Raw genomic sequence first — 18,777 nt, forward strand, 5'->3', positions numbered from 1 at the left:
CTCACCATGAAAGCTTCGAAGACGAGAGACTTATGATGGAAATTTTGCGTGGTTCACCTGCACTGTCGGCATTCCGTATCAATAAACTGCTGGCACGTTTCCAGGCGGCCAACCTTCCGGTCAGCACGATATATGCCGAGTACGTTCATTTTGCCGACCTTAGCGCCCCGCTCAGCGGCGACGATCGCGAGAGTCTGGCAAGGTTGCTCAAATATGGCCCGAACCTAAGCAGCCATACTCCAACCGGCAAGCTACTGCTCGTTACCCCCCGTCCCGGCACCATCTCTCCCTGGTCTTCTAAAGCTACCGACATCGCCCATAACTGCGGCCTGTCTCAGGTGGTGCGTCTGGAACGCGGCGTGGCGTATTACGTCGAAGCGGGCAGCCTGAATGACGAACAGTGGTCGCTGGTGGCGGCCGAACTGCATGACCGCATGATGGAAAGCGTCTTCACGGCGCTGGAAGAGGGTGAAAAACTCTTCGCCCACCATCAGCCCACTCCGGTCACCAGCGTTGACCTGCTGGGCCTCGGCCGTCAGGCGCTGATTGACGCCAACCTCCGTCTGGGGCTGGCGCTGGCCGAGGATGAAATCGACTATTTGCAGGATGCTTTCCAGAAGCTGGGCCGCAACCCGAACGATATCGAACTTTATATGTTCGCGCAGGCGAACTCTGAGCACTGCCGACACAAGATTTTTAACGCCGACTGGGTCATTGATGGCGAAAAGCAGCCGAAGTCGCTGTTCAAAATGATCAAAAACACCTTTGAGAAAACCCCGGACTACGTGCTGTCTGCTTATAAAGACAACGCCGCGGTAATGGAAGGTTCAGCCGTGGGTCGCTACTTCGCCGACCACGAAACCGGCCGCTACGACTTCCACCAGGAAGACGCGCATATTCTGATGAAGGTCGAAACCCATAACCACCCGACGGCGATCTCTCCGTGGCCGGGCGCGGCGACCGGTTCCGGCGGCGAAATTCGCGATGAAGGCGCGACCGGGCGCGGCGCGAAACCGAAGGCGGGCCTGGTGGGCTTCTCTGTTTCGAACCTGCGTATTCCCGGTTTTGAACAGCCGTGGGAAGAGGATTTCGGCAAGCCGGATCGCATCGTCACCGCGCTGGATATCATGACCGAAGGCCCGCTGGGCGGCGCGGCGTTTAACAACGAATTCGGTCGTCCGGCGCTTAACGGCTACTTCCGTACCTATGAAGAGAAGGTCGCCAGCCACAACGGCGAAGAGCTGCGCGGCTATCACAAGCCCATTATGCTGGCGGGCGGTATCGGCAACATTCGCGGCGAACACGTGCAGAAGGGCGAGGTTGTCGTCGGCGCGAAGCTGATTGTTCTCGGCGGCCCGGCGATGAACATCGGCCTCGGCGGCGGTGCGGCCTCTTCAATGGCCTCCGGCCAGTCTGATGCCGATCTGGATTTTGCCTCCGTACAGCGCGATAACCCGGAGATGGAACGTCGCTGCCAGGAAGTTATCGACCGCTGTTGGCAGCTGGGCGACGCCAACCCGATTCTGTTTATCCACGACGTCGGCGCCGGCGGTCTGTCGAACGCGATGCCGGAACTGGTCAGCGACGGCGGACGCGGCGGTAAATTCCAACTGCGCGATATCCTCAGCGATGAGCCGGGCATGAGCCCGCTGGAGATCTGGTGTAACGAATCGCAGGAACGTTATGTGCTGGCGGTCGCGCCGGAGCAGCTGCCGCTGTTTGATGAGCTGTGCCGCCGCGAACGCGCGCCGTACGCGGTGATTGGCGAAGCCACCGAAGCGCTGCATTTGAGCCTCGACGATAGCCATTTTGACGATCGCCCGATCGACCTGCCGCTTGACGTGCTGCTGGGCAAAACGCCGAAAATGACCCGCGACGTGCAGACGCTGAAAGCCCAGGGCCAGAGTCTGGTACGTCAGGACATCACTATTGCCGACGCGGTGAATCGCGTGCTGCACCTGCCGACCGTGGCGGAAAAAACCTTCCTCGTCACCATCGGCGACCGCACCGTCACCGGTATGGTGGCGCGCGATCAGATGGTGGGGCCGTGGCAGATCCCGGTGGCTAACTGCGCGGTGACTACCGCCAGCCTTGACAGCTATTACGGCGAAGCCATGTCTATTGGCGAACGCGCGCCGGTGGCGCTGCTGGACTTTGCCGCTTCCGCCCGTCTGGCGGTCGGCGAGGCGCTGACCAACATCGCGGCGACGCAGATTGGCGCGCTCAATCGCGTGAAGTTGTCGGCAAACTGGATGGCCGCAGCCGGTCACCCGGGCGAAGACGCCGGGTTATATGAAGCGGTAAAAGCGATTGGCGAAGAGCTTTGTCCGGCCCTGGGACTGACCATTCCGGTGGGTAAAGACTCCATGTCGATGAAAACCCGCTGGCAGGAAGGTACCGAACAGCGCGAGATGACCTCTCCGCTGTCGCTGGTGATTTCCGCCTTTGCCCGCGTGGAAGACGTACGCCGTACCGTCACCCCGCAGCTCGCAACCGTTGATAACGCCCTGCTGCTGATTGATTTAGGCAAGGGGAACAATGCCCTGGGCGCGACCGCGCTGGCGCAGGTTTACCGTCAGCTTGGCGATGTGACTGCCGACGTTCGCGATGTCGCGCAGTTGAAAGGCTTCTGGGATGCGATGCAGGCGCTGGTGGCTGAAGGTAAGCTGCTGGCGTGGCACGACCGGTCTGACGGCGGCCTGCTGGTCACGCTGGCCGAGATGGCCTTTACCGGGCACTGCGGCGTCAAGGTTGATATCGCCGCGCTCGGCGAGGATCGTCTGGCCGCGCTGTTTAACGAAGAGCTTGGCGGCGTGATTCAGGTACGTGCCGCCGACCGCCAGGCGGTGGAAGCGCAGCTGGCCGCTCATGGTCTGGCGGATTGTGTTCACTATCTTGGCCAGGCTACGGCGGGCGATCGCTTTGTCATCGAGGCCGACGGTCATCCGCTATTCAGCGAAAGCCGCACAACGCTGCGCATGTGGTGGGCGGAAACCACCTGGCAAATGCAGCGTCTGCGCGATAACCCGGAGTGCGCCGACCAGGAGCACGAGGCGAAAGCCAACGACGCCGATCCGGGCCTCAACGTGAAGCTCTCCTTCGATATCAATGAGGATATCGCGGCGCCTTATATTGCCACCGGCGCGCGTCCGAAGGTCGCGGTGCTGCGCGAGCAGGGCGTAAACTCTCACGTTGAAATGGCGGCAGCGTTCCATCGTGCCGGCTTTGATGCCATCGACGTGCATATGAGCGACCTGCTGGCGGGCCGTACCGGTCTTGCTGACTTCCAGGCGCTGGTGGCCTGCGGCGGATTCTCCTACGGTGACGTTTTAGGCGCCGGTGAGGGCTGGGCGAAATCAATCCTGTTCAATGAGCGGGTTCGCGACGAATTTGCCACTTTCTTCCATCGTCCGCAAACCCTGGCGCTGGGCGTGTGCAACGGCTGCCAGATGATGTCTAACCTGCGCGAGCTGATCCCGGGCAGCGACCTGTGGCCGCGCTTTGTGCGTAACCAGTCAGACCGCTTTGAAGCGCGCTTCAGCCTGGTTGAGGTGACCCAGAGCCCGTCGCTGCTGCTGCAGGGAATGGTGGGGTCCATGATGCCGATTGCCGTATCCCACGGTGAAGGGCAGGTCGAAGTCCGCGATGGCGCGCATCTGGCGCAGCTGGAAAGCAAAGGCCTGGTGGCGCTGCGCTTCGTCGATAACTTCGGTAAAGTGACGGAAAACTATCCGGCTAACCCGAACGGGTCGCCGAACGGCATCACCGCGGTGACCAGCGAAAGCGGGCGCGCGACCATTATGATGCCGCACCCGGAGCGCGTGTTCCGTACCGTGTCGAACTCCTGGCACCCGGAAAACTGGGGCGAAGACAGCCCGTGGATGCGTATTTTCCGCAACGCGCGTAAACAGCTGGGCTAAAAACCGTTCGCGAATCGCATTAAGCCTCCTGCCCGCGCAGGAGGCTTTTTTATTTGTGAAGCTCATCGGCAAAAGGTGTCGGGGATCGCCGACAAACGCGCTATAGAGATGTCGTCAAAAGGAGACATTTAACCTGTTGATTTATAATAGCATTGCTAAACCATTCATCCGGTGTTGCTAATCAGCGACACTTTGCGCAAAAAACGATCATCATTATTTATACGCTTGAATAGTAAAAAGGTATTATATTTCATTGTGTTAATAAAATGTTTTGAGATGTGGCATAGTTCGTGCATAATTATAACCAGTGGCTCATTCACCTTCTTATGTCAGCCCCTTCGGGACGCGCTACATAAACTTCGAATGACGCACAAACAGGTGCCTGCCGTCCAACTCCTGATAACAGCTCTGCTTTATCAGTCATCGGGCGAAACGTCGAGTAAGGCACCGCCTCATTGCTTAATAAAGCCAGGCTCCCGTAGCCTGGCTTTATTATTTCTGGCGTAGATGTTTCTTGCGTCCTCAGTTAGCATCGTCATGAGCTAATGATTGAGACACTATCCTTGAAGCGACTCTCCCTTTTTCCCCGTTCGCTGCGCCAGCTGGTCACGCTATCCTTCGTGCTGATCTTGCTTCCGCTGCTGGTGCTGGCATGGCAGGCGTGGCAAAGCCTCAACGCGCTGAGCGCGCAGGCGGCGCATATCAACCGTACCACGCTTATCGATGCCCGCCGCAGCGAAGCGATGATTAACGCATCGCTGGAGATGGAACGTAGCTACCGTCAGTACTGCGTGCTGGACGATCCGACGCTGGCGCGGGTCTACCAGAATCAGCGCCAACGCTACAGTGAAATGCTCGATGCTCACGCGGGCGTCCTGCCTGATGAGAAAATCTGGCGGGCGTTGCGTCAGGATCTCGACGATCTGGCGGAGCTGCAGTGTAAAAATAGCGGTCCGGCGGCGAAGTCAGCCGCCAGCCTGGAAGCGTTTGCCTCCGCCAATAGCGACATGGTTCAGGCGACCCGAACGGTGGTCTATTCGCGCGGGCAGCAGCTGCAGCAGGAAATCGCCGAGCGCGGTCAGTTCTTCGGCTGGCAGGCGCTGGTGCTGTTTCTGCTCAGCCTGGCGCTGGTGCTGCTTTTTACCCGCATGATTATCGGCCCGGTGAAGGGCATTGAGAGAATGATTAACCGGCTGGGGGAGGGAAAATCCCTGGATGACGCCGCGCTGTTTACCGGTCCGCGCGAGTTGCGCTCCGTCGGCAAACGCATTATCTGGCTGAGCGAACGCCTTGCCTGGCTGGAATCCCAGCGGCATCAGTTCCTGCGCCATCTTTCCCATGAGCTGAAAACGCCGCTGGCCAGCATGCGCGAAGGGACAGAGCTGCTTGCCGACCGGGTGGCCGGGCCGCTGACGCCCGAGCAGCAGGAGATCGTGGAGATTCTGGATAACAGCAGCCGCAACCTGCAAAAGCTGATTGAGCAGCTGCTGGACTACAACCGCAAACAGGCCGATGGCCCGATTGCGCGCGAGACGGTCAACCTGGCCGATCTGGTGGAAAACGTGGTTTCCGCCCACAGCCTGCCAGCAAGAGCTAAAATGATGCATACCGAACTGGCGCTCAGCGAGCGTTTTTGCGAAGCGGAGCCTGCTCTGCTGGTGAGCGTACTGGATAATCTCTACTCCAATGCGGTGCACTATGGTGCTGAATCCGGTAACATTCGAATCCATAGCTATCGGCACGGCGAGCAGGTGCGCATTGACGTCATTAACAACGGCGAGCCGATCCCGCCCGCAGAGAGAAACATGATTTTTGAGCCTTTTTATCAGGGAAGCCACCAGCGTAAAGGGGCGGTAAAAGGCAGCGGTCTGGGGCTGAGCATTGCCCGCGACTGTGTACGGCAAATGCAGGGCGAGCTGAGCCTGGTTGATGATAAATCCGGGCTAATCTGTTTTCGTATCACGCTCCCCGTCGCCGAGTCTGGAAAAAATAACGTATAACTATCGGGTGATTATGTCCCACTTCTTCGCACTTGTCCGTCCCCTCAGGGGATGGCTGCTGTCAGGCATTTCGTGCCTGGCGCTGGCGGGATGTTCCGCCTCTACATCACCACACGCTGCGGATGGCAAAACGCTCTCCGCGCTGCCGCAGCACCAGGTCGCCGATTTTCTTTCGGTCGAGTGCGCCGACATCTGGACCCTGCAGAGCGACGCCAGCGATAAAAACCCGCTGTACTGGCTGCGGGGAATTGACTGCGCGGATCGCCTTGCTCCGGTACAGGCGCGGGCTGAAGCCCGGCAGCACGATGCCAACAGCTGGCAGGATGCCTTTAAGCGCGGCATTTTGCTGGCCGATGCCAAAATCACGCCCAATGAGCGTCGCGATCTGGTGGCCAGCCTGGATACCTTTAGCCCGCAAATTGCCGCCCAGGTTCGCCCGCTCTATCAGCTCTGGCGCGATGCCCAGGGCCGGCAGCTTCAGCTGATTGACGAGCGCTCCCGCTACGCCAAACTGCAGCAGTCAAGCGATGCGGAGCTTGAGACGCTGCGTCAGCAGGAAATTGAATTACGCAATCAGCTCGAGCTGACGACCCGCAAGCTGGAGAATCTCACCGATATCGAGCGTCAGCTCTCCAGCCGTAAACCCGGCGGGAACTTTAGCTCAGACGCCGGGCACGGCAGCGATAAAGTCCCGGAGGTGATTCATGACGATCCGTAAACCCGCCCGCCTGCTGTTAGTGGACGACGATCCGGGCCTGCTGAAGTTGCTGGGCATGCGTCTTGTCAGCGAAGGATACAGCGTGCTGACCGCCGAGAGCGGGCCGGAGGCGCTGCGCATGCTGGGCCGTGATAAAGTGGATCTGGTGGTCAGCGATCTGCGGATGGACGAGATGGACGGCCTTCAGCTGTTCAGCGAAATCCAGAAGGTGCAGCCGGGAATGCCGGTGATTATTCTCACCGCGCACGGTTCCATTCCGGACGCCGTCGCCGCGACCCAGCAGGGTGTGTTTAGCTTTCTCACCAAGCCGGTGGATAAAGACGCCCTGTATAAAGCCATTGATGACGCGCTGGAGCAGAGCGCGCCGACGACCGATGAGCGCTGGCGCCAGGCGATTGTGACCCGTAGCCCGCTGATGGAGCGCCTGCTGGAGCAGGCCGGGATGGTGGCGCAGTCGGACGTGAGCGTGCTGATTAACGGCCAGAGCGGTACCGGCAAGGAGATTATCGCCCAGGCCATCCATAACGCCAGCCCGCGCCGGGACAAACCCTTTGTCGCTATTAACTGCGGCGCGCTCCCCGAACAGCTGCTGGAGTCGGAGCTATTCGGCCATGCGCGCGGCGCCTTTACCGGCGCGGTCAGCAACCGGGAGGGGCTATTTCAGGCCGCGGAAGGCGGCACGCTGTTTCTGGATGAGATCGGCGATATGCCGGTGGCGTTACAGGTAAAACTGCTGCGCGTTTTACAAGAGCGTAAAGTCCGCCCGCTGGGCAGCAATCGCGATATCGACATTGATGTGCGGATTATTTCTGCGACCCATCGCGACCTGCCAAAAGCGATGGCGCGCGGTGAGTTTCGCGAAGATCTGTTTTACCGCCTGAACGTGGTGAATCTGAAAATCCCGCCGCTGGCCGAGCGTACGGAAGATATTCCGCTGCTGGCGAACCATCTGCTGCGCCAGTCTGCCGATCGCCATAAACCCTTTGTACGCGCATTCTCCACGGATGCGATGAAGCGGCTGATGGCCGCCAAATGGCCGGGCAACGTGCGCCAGCTGGTGAACGTGATTGAGCAGTGCGTGGCGCTGACCTCTTCGCCGGTCATTAGCGACGCGCTGGTGGAACAGGCGCTGGAAGGGGAAAACACCGCGCTGCCGACGTTTGTCGAGGCGCGGAACCAGTTTGAGCTCAATTACCTGCGCAAGCTGCTGCAAATTACCAAAGGTAACGTCACGCATGCGGCGCGGATGGCGGGGCGCAACCGCACCGAATTTTATAAGCTGCTGTCGCGCCACGAGCTCGACGCTAACGACTTTAAAGAGTAGCTCCGTAGGATGACGCAAGTTATGATACGGTTAGCAACCGGTTACGCGACTAAGACAGGAACACCATGAAAAAGATTGATGCGATTATTAAACCTTTCAAACTGGATGACGTGCGCGAAGCGCTGGCCGAAGTCGGCATCACCGGGATGACGGTAACGGAAGTGAAAGGCTTTGGCCGCCAGAAGGGGCATACCGAGCTGTATCGCGGCGCGGAGTATATGGTGGATTTTCTGCCGAAAGTGAAAATCGAAATCGTTGTCACCGATGATATCGTCGACACCTGCGTGGATACCATCATCCGTACGGCGCAGACCGGCAAAATCGGCGACGGTAAAATCTTTGTCTTCGATGTCGCGCGCGTGATTCGTATCCGCACCGGCGAAGAAGACGACGCGGCGATTTAAGCTTAAAAAACGGATGATGGCTTAAGAACTTCAATTCCGTCCAGATTTGTAGCCCCGGTAAGCGCACCGCCACCGGGGTTATTATACCGGGTTACAGCACCTTATGCGGCCCGAAACATTCGTAATGGATGTTGTCCTTATTGACTCCCAATTCAACCAGCTGCTGCGCGGCAAATTGCATAAACGCCACCGGGCCGCAGAGATAGAACTGCATCTGCGGGTCGCCGATCTTGTCGGCCAGGGCCGATAAATCCATCAAACCTTCGCTATCAAACGCGTCCGCCTGACGGTCCGCTTCGCTCGGACTGCGGTACCAGACGTGAGAAGTAAACTTCGGCAGCGTTTCACCCAGCGCTTTCACTTCGTCCGCGAAGGCGTGCACGTCGCCGTTCTCTGCCGCATGGAACCAGTTCACCTGCGCCGGATGCTGCGCTTTCGCCAGTACGTCAAGCATCGCCAGCATCGGCGTCTGCCCCACGCCGCCGGAGAGCAGCGTGACCGGCGTTTCTGGCGCCACGTTGAGGAAGAAATCTCCTGCTGGTGCCGCCAGATAAACCACATCGCCTTCTTGCGCAGAATCATGCAGCCAGTTCGACACCTGCCCGCCGTTTTCGCGCTTAACCGCAATGCGATAGCCTTTGCCGTCGGGTTTGCGGGTCAGGGAGTACTGACGAATTTCCTGATGCGGGAAACCTTCCGGCTTCAGCCAGACCGCCAGATACTGGCCCGGATGGTATTCAGCCACGGCGCCGCCGTCGACCGGCTCAAACTCAAAGCTGGTAATCAGCGCGCTGCGCGGCGTTTTTTTAGCGATGCGGAACGCGCGGGTGCCTTCCCAGCCGCCGGTTTTGCTGGCGCTTTCGTTATAGATTTGCGCTTCACGATTAATAAAGACGTTGGCCAGTACGCCGTAGGCCTTGCCCCAGGCATCCAGTACTTCCTGGCCCGGGCTGAACATTTCGTCAAGAGTGGCCAGCAGGTGGGTACCGACAATGTTGTACTGCTCGGGCTGGATCTGGAAGCTGGTGTGCTTCTGGGCGATTTTCTCCACCGCCGGCAGCAGGGCAGGCAGGTTCTCAAGATTGCTGGCATAGGCGGCAATAGCGTTGAACAGCGCCTCGCGCTGGTCGCCGTTGCGCTGATTGCTCATATTGAAGATTTCTTTGAGTTCAGGATTATGAGCAAACATCCGGTCGTAAAAATGGGCGGTCAGTTTCGGACCGGTTTCAACCAGCAGGGGGATGGTGGCTTTCACCGTAGCGATGGTTTGCGCGTCGAGCATAGCAGCTTCCTTTGTAGGTTATCTTAATGATGCATTTTGAATGCATCTTATAAAAATACCCCTGCTTTGTAAATGGTTCTTTAACGTTTTGCCCTACGGCAGTGACAACATGAAATATTCGCATCACAAACCTGAAAACAAATCCGTTGATAATTGCAGGAGCTTTATTGCTCAAAGCCTTGTGTTACGCGGAGCCAATCGTTTGCGTAAAATCCTTTGTCAAGACCTGTTATCACAGAATGATTCAGTTATACTGTGGGCCGTTGTCCAATCGGACCGCCTTTTAAGGCCGAAATTCTATTGTTAGCTGAGTCAGGAGATGCGGATGTTAAAGCGTGAAATGAACATTGCCGATTATGATGCCGAACTGTGGCAGGCTATGGAGCAAGAAAAAGTACGTCAGGAAGAGCACATCGAACTGATCGCCTCCGAAAACTACACCAGCCCACGCGTTATGCAGGCGCAGGGCTCTCAGCTGACTAACAAATACGCTGAAGGCTATCCGGGTAAGCGCTACTACGGCGGCTGTGAATACGTCGATATCGTTGAGCAACTGGCTATCGACCGCGCGAAAGAGCTGTTTGGCGCTGACTACGCTAACGTGCAGCCGCACTCCGGTTCCCAGGCCAACTTCGCGGTCTATACCGCTCTGCTGCAGCCGGGCGACACCGTTCTGGGTATGAACCTGGCGCAAGGCGGTCACCTGACTCACGGTTCTCCGGTTAACTTCTCAGGCAAACTGTATAACATCATTCCTTACGGCATTGATGAGTCCGGCAAAATTGACTACGAAGATATGGCGAAGCAGGCTCAGGAACACAAACCGAAGATGATTATCGGTGGTTTCTCTGCCTACTCCGGTATCGTTGACTGGGCAAAAATGCGCGAAATCGCTGACAGCATTGGCGCATACCTGTTCGTTGACATGGCCCACGTTGCCGGTCTGATCGCCGCAGGCGTTTACCCGAACCCGGTTCCGCATGCTCACGTCGTGACCACCACCACCCACAAAACCCTGGCTGGTCCGCGCGGCGGCCTGATCCTGGCGAAAGGCGGCAGCGAAGAGCTGTACAAAAAACTGAACTCTGCCGTATTCCCGAGCGCCCAGGGCGGCCCGCTGATGCACGTTATCGCGGCCAAAGCCGTCGCGCTGAAAGAAGCGATGGAGCCAGAGTTCAAAGTTTACCAGCAGCAGGTAGCGAAAAACGCTAAAGCGATGGTCGAAGTATTCCTGAACCGCGGCTACAAAGTGGTTTCCGGCGGCACTGAAAACCATCTGTTCCTGCTGGATCTGGTCGATAAAAACCTGACCGGTAAAGAAGCTGACGCAGCCCTGGGCCGCGCCAACATCACCGTCAACAAAAACAGCGTGCCGAACGATCCGAAGAGCCCGTTTGTGACCTCTGGTATCCGTATCGGTTCTCCGGCGGTGACCCGTCGCGGCTTTAAGGAAGCAGAAGTCAAAGAGCTGGCCGGCTGGATGTGCGACGTGCTGGACAACATCAATGACGAAGCGGTCATTGAGCGCGTGAAGGGTAAAGTGCTGGATATCTGCGCACGCTTCCCGGTCTATGCGTAAGCGTTAGCGTTGAGCTAAAAAAGGCCGCTGATGCGGCCTTTTTTGTGCCTGTTGATTAGCGGCGGTCGAGCGAAATCGCTCCGGGCCCGGTTATTGCCAGCAGCAGGAAGGCGCCGGCAATGCTGACGTTTTTCCAGAAGTTAATCATGTTCGGTAGTACCGCATCGCCGGACATATTCCAGTAGTGATGGCCAATCACCGCGGTGCCAAGAGTATAAAAAATAAAGATCACCGCCAGCGGGCGGGTGAAAAAGCCCAGCACAATTAAAATGGCCGCCGGCACCTCCATAATAATGGCAATGATGGCCGCAAGCGTTGGCATCGGCGCGCCGGAGGAGGCCATATACTGCACCGTGCCGCTAAAGCCGAGCAGCTTGGGATAACCGAAAAGAATAAACAGCACCACTACCGCGATACGCGCAATCAGCAGCAGCAGAGAGCGGGAGGAACCAAAGTCAAAGTAGCGTAGAGTGTTCATGATCAGCTCGTTATGAGAGACGTGTGATTTAAACGTAATACACAAATTTGCGCTCCGCCACGTCCCCTGACGATTAACGTAGCGTCTGCAGTTGCTCCTCAACATACAGATAACCGATCCCCATCAGCTGCTGAGCGCGGGTCAGTGTGCCAAAACCGATTTGGGTGGCATGCGCTCTCGGCGTATCGCCGTGGTCAAACGGATTAAAGCCGGTTTGTTTGACGATACTCTCCAGCCACTGTTCGCCAAAAGCACAGCTGCGACCGTATAGCCAGATCTGGTTAATATTTAAAATATTTAAGAAATTATAAAGGCTTAAGCCAATGGCGTTGGCCGCGCTGTCAACCCATGCGCGAATATGCACGTCCCCCTTTTCCCAGGCCTCAATGAGCGATGCCGTGGTTAACTGCTCCGGGGAGCGCTGCGCCTCAGGCTGGGTTTTGAGCCACATTCGCGCCTGTTTTTTCAACGCGCTGAGGGAGGCTACGGTTTCAAGACAGCCGTATCTGCCGCAGTCGCAGGCCTTGCCGTCAGGATTCACAATCGTGTGTCCAATCTGCCCGCTGCCGTAGAGGCTTCCTCGATAAATCTGATCGTTAATCACAAACGATGAGCCAATACCGTAATCGACGTTGATCACGCAAAAATCCGGTTGTGGGCCCTGATGCTGCCATTTCTCGGCCAGCGCCAGCATCACGCAGTCATTATCTACCCGCACCTGCACGCCGAGCTGTTCTTCCAGCAGATACTTTATTTCAATCGGCGTTTTCCAGCGCGCCTGGGGCATGGTTTGTGAAACGCCGGTTATCGGATCTACCTGACCATGGACGCCAAGCGCCAGATGAATACTGTGCTGCGGGTAGAGCCGGTGGATACGCCGCCAGCATGCAATAATGCTCTCCAGCAGGGCCTGCGGCGTAGGCGCGTCGATGGGCACATGCTGGCAGCCGTCAACTGCCAGTAGACGGGCGTCGGCAAGCTGATACTCAATACTGGTTGGCGTGATATTCATGCATAGCGTCCAGGCTCCGCGCGCGGGGATCTGGTAGCTTCCGCTGTTCATTCCGCGTTTGCTCATTTTTTCCGTGGAATGGTCGATCAGTCCCTCGCTGAGCAGCTCTTCAAGAATATTGCTCACCGCCGGAATAGAGAGTCCGGTGAGCTGAGAAAGCTGGGATTTACTCAGCTGCTTCTCCCGCCAGAGATGAGCCAGAAAAATGGATTTATTGGTCTGTCTGACCCGGGCGTTATTTAAACCGGTACGCTGCATACACTTAACTCCCTTAACTATATAGCGTGAGCATTGCGCATTTTAGCAGCTAAGTGACGATATAAACTCCTCTCATAGCGAATTTTACCTTACTTTGTTTAGTGGAGGCGTCATGTACGGTTCGGTTAAGGTCTGGCAGGAGATAATCACATTACCTACGTGGACAACGGGGGCGGAGGATCCGAATCCCATGTTTCTGGAAAAACGCGTTTATCAAGGTTCTTCCGGTAACGTCTATCCCTACGGCGTGATTGACACCCTGACCGGCGAACGTGAGATGCGCGATTATCAGGCAGTATGGATGGAGAATGATTTCATTCGAATTATGCTGTTACCGGAACTCGGCGGCCGTATACATCGGGCGTATGACAAGGTTAAACAGCGCGATTTCGTGTATTACAATGAAGTGGTGAAGCCCGCCCTGGTGGGGCTGCTGGGGCCCTGGATTTCCGGCGGTATCGAGTTCAACTGGCCGCAGCATCATCGCCCGACGACCTTTATGCCGGTCGACTTTTCGATCCAGTGCGGGGAAAACGGCGTGCAGACCGTATGGATGGGGGAAGCGGAGCCCATGCGCGGTTTGCAGGTCATGACCGGGTTTACACTTTATCCTGACCGCGCGCTGATTGAAATTACCGGCAAGGTCTTTAACGGTAACGCCACGCCGCGTCATTTCCTGTGGTGGGCCAACCCGGCGGTAAAAGGCGGCGATGCTCATCAGAGCGTTTTTCCGCCCGACGTCACCGCCGTGTTCGATCACGGCAAGCGTGATGTTTCCGCTTTCCCTATTGCCACCGGCACCTACTACAAAGTCGACTATTCTGCTGGCGTCGATATCTCCCGTTATAAAAACGTTCCTGTACCCACCTCGTATATGGCGGAGAAATCGGACTACGATTTTGTCGGCGCTTATCACCACGACGAGCGCGGTGGGCTACTGCATGTCGCCGACCACCACGTTTCGCCGGGCAAAAAACAGTGGAGCTGGGGCTATGGCGACTTTGGCCAGGCGTGGGACCGCAATCTGACCGACGAAAACGGCCCCTATATTGAGCTAATGACCGGCGTCTACACCGATAACCAGCCTGACTTTACCTGGCTTGCGCCTTATGAAGAGAAGGTGTTTGTGCAAAATTTCCTTCCCTATAGCGAGCTGGGGATGGTGCAAAATGCCAATACGCAGCTGGCGCTGAAGCTGGTTCGCGATTCTGAGCAGCTGCAGCTCGGCGTTTACGCCATTGCGCCGCTGGAAAATATTGTTGTTGAACTCAGCGCGGAAAAGCAGCCGCTGTATGAGACTCAGCTTACGCTGAAGCCGGGAGAGAGCTGGCGGCATACGCTGCCGCAAAATGACGCCGGTCGTTTGACCATTAAGGTAAAAACCGCAGACAACCAGCTGCTGCTGGATTATCGCGAACATATTACTCAGCAGACGTCGCTGCCCGAACCGGCCTCTGCGCCGGCGATGCCTGAAGAGATTCACAACTGTGATGAGCTCTATTTTATCGGCCAGCATCTTGAACAATACAATCACGCCAGCCGCTATGCCGCAGATTACTATCGCCGGGCGATAGCCCTCGATCCGCAGGATTATCGTAATAATGTTGCTCTCGGGACGCTGGCGTTTAACCAGGCCGACTGGGTTTTAGCGGAGCAATGTGCCCGCGCCGCGCTACTTCGCGCTCATCGTCTGAATAAAAATCCGCGCGATGGCGAAGCCAGTATGCTGCTTGCCAGCGCGCTGGAAAGGCAGGGAGATGAACAAGGCGCCTGGGATCACTATTACAAAGCATCCTGGAGCGGTAACTGCCGCGATGCTGCATGGTGGGCGCTGGCGCGGCTGGCGATGAAGCGCGGTGATACGGTCGACGCGCTGGAAAAGGTCAACACCAGCCTGCAGTTCAACGCCAGCAACCATCTGGCTATGGGGCTGAAAGCGCTGGCGTTAGCGAAGAGCGGGCGGACGAAAGCGGCGCAGGAGTATATTTTCGCCTGCCTTAAACCATACCCGTTGAGCTATCCGCTGCACTGCGTGCGCTGGATGATTGAGCCCGGCGACGAAGCGCGAGAGAACCTGCTGCGGGTAACGGGGCGCAGAGGGATCAACGGCAGCCTGCTGGCGGGCTGGCTGCTCTCCATCGGTCAGAAGCAGGCGGCGAAGGAGGTGCTTGAGGTTCTGGATTGCCAGGAAGCGCTGCCGATGCTGTGGCGCGCCTCGTTAAGTGATGACGCGAATAAACGGCAACAGTTAATTGCCGAAGCCGAGCGCTGCCATCCGCAAAAAGTGCGTTTCCCCAATACGCTCGATGAAGTCCGGATGCTGCAAACTCTGAGCGATAGCGCTTTTGCCCGCTATCTGCTCGGTTGTTTCTGGTACAGCAAACGTCGCTATGAAGAGGCGGTCAGCTGCTGGCGCGAGACGCTGGAAAAATCTCCCGACTACGCGCCCGCTCATCGCCTGCTCGGGGTCTACGCCTGGAACAAACAACAGGATGCCGCGCAGGCGCTGGCTTATCTGCAGCGGGCCGTAGAGCTTGAGCCCGAAAATGCGCGCTTCCTCTTTGAGCTTGATTTCCTGAAAAAATCGCTGGGTACGCCGGTAAACGAACGACTGGAAACGCTGGCGGCGCGCAAAGCGGTGGTGCTGAAGCGGGACGATCTGACCGCTGAGCTGCTAAGCCTGTGGAACGCGGCCGGCCATTATGCCGATGCCGCCGCTATTCTCGGTACGCGCGTGTTTCATCCCTGGGAAGGCGGGGAAGGGAGAATCACCGGTCAGTATTTGCTCAATCAGCTGCATCGGGCTTTGCAGTTTATCGAACGCGAGGCGTTTACGCAGGCCGCGCACTGTCTGAAAGACGCATTACGCTATCCCGATAATCTGGGGGAGGGGCGACTGCCCGGGCAGACGGACAACGATATCTGGTATTTGCTGGGCTACTGCGCGGAACAGGCTGGGGATGCGCAGCAGGCAGCAGAATATTACCAGCTTGCCCTACAAGGAGGCTCAACGCTGGACGCCGGGCGTTACTACAACGATCAGCCCGCTGATTACCTTTTCTGGCAGGGCATCGCGCTGCGTAAGGGCGGTAACCCGGCGCAGGCCGAGCAGCACTTCCAGAATTTTATCGCCTGGGCCGGGCAGCATCGGGATGACGTTCCGCAAGCCGACTTTTTTGCCGTCTCTCTCCCGGATTTGGTGGTGCTTGATGTCTCAGCGCAGCAGCAGCACCAGCAGCACTGTTTGTTTATTGAAGCGCTGGGCCATCTGGGGCTGGGCAACTTATCCGCCAGCCAGCAGGCGATGCAGCAACTGCTGCAGCTGAACCCGGCTCATGATAAGGCGCATTTGATTCGTCACGCCCTGCAAAGCGGCATGTTTTCCTGAACCTGAACCTGAAACGGGCGGGCCTGGCCCGCCTGAACCCTACTGTTCCCTGCGTTTCCCTTATAGAGGAATCATTATGAATAACGCGCAGACACATCTGAAAATGGGCTACGTCTGGACTATCTGTCTGGTCGCCGCCTGCGGTGGTTTACTGTTTGGCTATGACTGGGTAGTCATTGGCGGCGCAAAGCCGTTTTATGAAGCCTGGTTTTCCATTACCGACCCGGCGCAGTCCGGCTGGGCAATGAGCTCGGCGCTGGTGGGCTGCGTTTTCGGCGCATTAATCTCGGGATGGTGCGCCGATAAACTCGGGCGTAAGCTGCCATTAATACTTTCCGCCGTGCTGTTCAGCGCTTCCGCGTGGGGGACGGCGGTCGCCAGTAGTTTCGACATGTTTGTGGTTTATCGCATTGTGGGCGGCGTGGGGATTGGTCTGGCATCCGCTCTCAGCCCGCTTTACATTGCCGAAGTCAGTCCGGCAGAAAAAAGAGGGCGCTTTGTTGCGGTCAACCAGCTCACTATCGTGATTGGCGTGCTGGCCGCTCAGCTTATCAACCTGATGATTGCGGAGCCGGTGGCGACGGGGGCAACGCAGCAGATGATTGTGGAAACCTGGAACGGACAGATGGGCTGGCGCTGGATGTTCGGTGCGGAACTGGTTCCGGCGCTGGCGTTTCTGGTCCTGATGTTTTTTGTTCCCGAATCGCCGCGCTGGCTCATGAAGGCCGGTAAGCCGGAGCGTGCCCGAGCCGCGCTGGAACGCATTGGTTCCGCCGACTATGCCGACAGAATATTACGCGACATCGCGCACACGCTGGAAAAAGATAACCATAAAGTATCCTATGGCGCACTGCTGGCTCCGCAGGTTAAACCGATCGTTATCATTGGCATGGTTCTCGCCGTCTTCCAGCAGTGGTGCGGAATTAACGTCATCTTTAACTACGCACAGGAGATTTTTGCCTCAGCGGGCTTCGATATTAACAGCACGCTTAAATCGATCGTCGCGACGGGGGTTGTAAACCTGGTATTTACCCTCGCCGCGCTGCCGCTGGTGGATAAAATCGGCCGCCGTAAACTGATGCTGCTTGGCGCTTCAGGCTTAACCCTGATCTATGTGCTGATTGCCGGCGCTTACGCCATGGGAATTATGGGCTGGCCGGTACTGTTGCTGGTGCTGGCGGCTATTGCTATTTACGCCTTGACCCTGGCGCCGGTCACCTGGGTGCTACTGGCGGAAATCTTCCCCAACCGCGTTCGCGGACTCGCGATGTCTTTAGGCACCCTGGCGCTGTGGATTGCCTGTTTCTTGTTAACCTACACTTTCCCGCTGCTTAATGCCGGGCTGGGCGCGGCGGGCAGCTTCCTGCTGTATAGCGTCATTTGCGCTGCCGGCTATCTCTATATTCTGCGCAACGTGCCGGAAACGAAAGGGGTAACTCTCGAAGCCCTGGAAGAACAGCTGGCGCAACGCCATACGGGCGTTAATGCGGCGAAGCAGGAGCAGACGCGCTAATGGCGGAAGAGTGGATTCTGGAGAACGCGCATCTGCGGATGTGCGTCTCTTCTCTGGGCGGCAAAGTGCAAAGTTTATTCTCGCGGCAATACCAGGCGCCGGTGCTATATGAAAATCCCGCCGGCGGTATGTTTCCGATGCTGCCGATGGCCAATCGCGTCGCCGGAAACCGCTTTATTTTTCAGGGACGCGAGATAGTCCTGCCTCGTCACCACGCCGACGCGCATTTTTTTCTCCACGGCGACGGGTGGCTACAGCGCTGGGATATCATTGCGCGCGACGGCGACTTTTGCGTGTTACAGCTGCGTCGGCAACATGCCTGCGGTTTCGATTACCTGGCGCAGATCCGCTACCATCTGCTGCGTAACCAACTGATAGCATCGCTGACGCTTACCCACTGCGGTAGCACGCCTATCCCCTACGGCTGCGGTTTTCATCCCTTTTTCTCCTTTGATAAGCGCAGCACGGTGCAGTTTGCCGCCAGTGGCTACTGGCCGGAAGGGGAACAGCACCTTCCTCTGAACTGGCAAAGCCATCTTCCCGGCTATGCCGATTTCAGTCACCCGCAGTACGGTGAGGATCGCTGGCTAAACGTCGGCTATTCCGGCTGGAGTGGACGAGCGAGGATAGTAAGTAATGTGATGAATATCGCAATTCTTTCGCAAACTTCGTGGTTGATGCTCTTCAGAATGCAGGGTGAACCGTTCCTTTGCCTCGAGCCGCAAACTCACCCGGTAAACGCCCATAACATGGACGGTCAGCCGGGGCTGCGGGTTTTGGGCGCCGGAGATACGCTGAATTTTTCGCTAAAAATAGACGTTCAGGGGCGCGAGTAGCGCCATTTATGGGGCGAGGGCATCTTGCACCCGCCCCGCTTTATCGCCAGACTGTCGCCTCCATT

At 57.3% G+C, this 18,777-nt stretch carries 12 protein-coding genes; 9 read left to right on the forward strand and 3 right to left on the reverse strand.

The window, feature by feature from the left end; all coding sequences use genetic code 11:
• Positions 1 to 32: 32 nt before the first annotated feature.
• The 5 genes from purL to glnB all read left to right on the forward strand — a co-directional run bounded on the left by purL (position 33) and on the right by glnB (position 8,366).
• A complete protein-coding gene (purL, locus tag ACE3MN_RS06605) occupies positions 33 to 3,920 on the forward strand; it encodes a phosphoribosylformylglycinamidine synthase (RefSeq protein WP_375364316.1) in 3,888 nt (1,295 codons plus the stop codon).
• Positions 3,921 to 4,483: 563 nt separating this feature from the next.
• Positions 4,484 to 5,920: a sensor histidine kinase gene (locus ACE3MN_RS06610; protein WP_375364387.1), complete on the forward strand. Its 1,437-nt coding sequence runs from the start codon at positions 4,484 to 4,486 to the stop codon at positions 5,918 to 5,920.
• A 13-nt stretch (positions 5,921 to 5,933) separates the two neighbouring features.
• Entirely contained in the window at positions 5,934 to 6,638 is a 705-nt protein-coding gene (qseG, locus tag ACE3MN_RS06615) for a two-component system QseEF-associated lipoprotein QseG (RefSeq protein ID WP_024359366.1), read from the forward strand.
• Complete coding sequence (gene glrR, locus ACE3MN_RS06620) at positions 6,625 to 7,962, forward strand: two-component system response regulator GlrR (RefSeq protein ID WP_024359365.1); 1,338 nt, start codon at positions 6,625 to 6,627, stop codon at positions 7,960 to 7,962. The genes qseG and glrR overlap by 14 nt, the downstream gene beginning before the upstream one ends.
• A 65-nt stretch (positions 7,963 to 8,027) precedes the next feature.
• A complete protein-coding gene (gene glnB / locus ACE3MN_RS06625; RefSeq protein ID WP_002914032.1) occupies positions 8,028 to 8,366 on the forward strand; it encodes a nitrogen regulatory protein P-II in 339 nt (112 codons plus the stop codon).
• Between the two features lie 91 nt (positions 8,367 to 8,457).
• Here glnB and hmpA read toward each other — a convergent pair whose 3' ends face one another.
• Positions 8,458 to 9,648 (reverse strand): NO-inducible flavohemoprotein, encoded by a 1,191-nt coding sequence (hmpA, locus tag ACE3MN_RS06630; RefSeq protein WP_049085700.1) that lies wholly within the window; start codon positions 9,646 to 9,648, stop codon positions 8,458 to 8,460.
• Between the two features lie 325 nt (positions 9,649 to 9,973).
• Between hmpA and glyA the strand changes: the two genes are divergently transcribed.
• Positions 9,974 to 11,227 (forward strand): serine hydroxymethyltransferase, encoded by a 1,254-nt coding sequence (glyA, locus tag ACE3MN_RS06635; protein ID WP_015370305.1) that lies wholly within the window; start codon positions 9,974 to 9,976, stop codon positions 11,225 to 11,227.
• 55 nt (positions 11,228 to 11,282) lie between these two features.
• Here glyA and ACE3MN_RS06640 read toward each other — a convergent pair whose 3' ends face one another.
• Both ACE3MN_RS06640 and ACE3MN_RS06645 read right to left on the reverse strand, forming a co-directional pair.
• Positions 11,283 to 11,705 carry a DoxX family protein gene (locus ACE3MN_RS06640; RefSeq protein WP_024274561.1) on the reverse strand — a complete coding sequence of 141 codons (423 nt, stop codon included), beginning with the start codon at positions 11,703 to 11,705 and terminating at the stop codon, positions 11,283 to 11,285.
• Between the two features lie 73 nt (positions 11,706 to 11,778).
• On the reverse strand, positions 11,779 to 12,975 hold the full coding sequence (locus ACE3MN_RS06645; protein ID WP_004134920.1) for an ROK family transcriptional regulator: 1,197 nt from the start codon (positions 12,973 to 12,975) through the stop codon (positions 11,779 to 11,781).
• Positions 12,976 to 13,087: 112 nt separating this feature from the next.
• Between ACE3MN_RS06645 and ACE3MN_RS06650 the strand changes: the two genes are divergently transcribed.
• From ACE3MN_RS06650 to ACE3MN_RS06660, 3 genes are all read left to right on the forward strand, one after another.
• Complete coding sequence (locus tag ACE3MN_RS06650; RefSeq protein ID WP_148866037.1) at positions 13,088 to 16,363, forward strand: DUF5107 domain-containing protein; 3,276 nt, start codon at positions 13,088 to 13,090, stop codon at positions 16,361 to 16,363.
• A gap of 76 nt (positions 16,364 to 16,439) precedes the next feature.
• Positions 16,440 to 17,876 carry a sugar porter family MFS transporter gene (locus ACE3MN_RS06655; protein ID WP_375364317.1) on the forward strand — a complete coding sequence of 479 codons (1,437 nt, stop codon included), beginning with the start codon at positions 16,440 to 16,442 and terminating at the stop codon, positions 17,874 to 17,876.
• Positions 17,876 to 18,712, forward strand: coding sequence for an aldose 1-epimerase (locus tag ACE3MN_RS06660; RefSeq protein WP_148866035.1), 837 nt, complete (start codon positions 17,876 to 17,878; stop codon positions 18,710 to 18,712). Before ACE3MN_RS06655 ends, ACE3MN_RS06660 begins: the two co-directional genes overlap by 1 nt.
• Positions 18,713 to 18,777 lie beyond the last annotated feature (65 nt).

Origin of the sequence: Klebsiella grimontii, from assembly GCF_042137965.1 — a bacterium.
In the GTDB taxonomy this organism is placed as follows: Bacteria; Pseudomonadota; Gammaproteobacteria; order Enterobacterales; family Enterobacteriaceae; genus Klebsiella; species Klebsiella grimontii.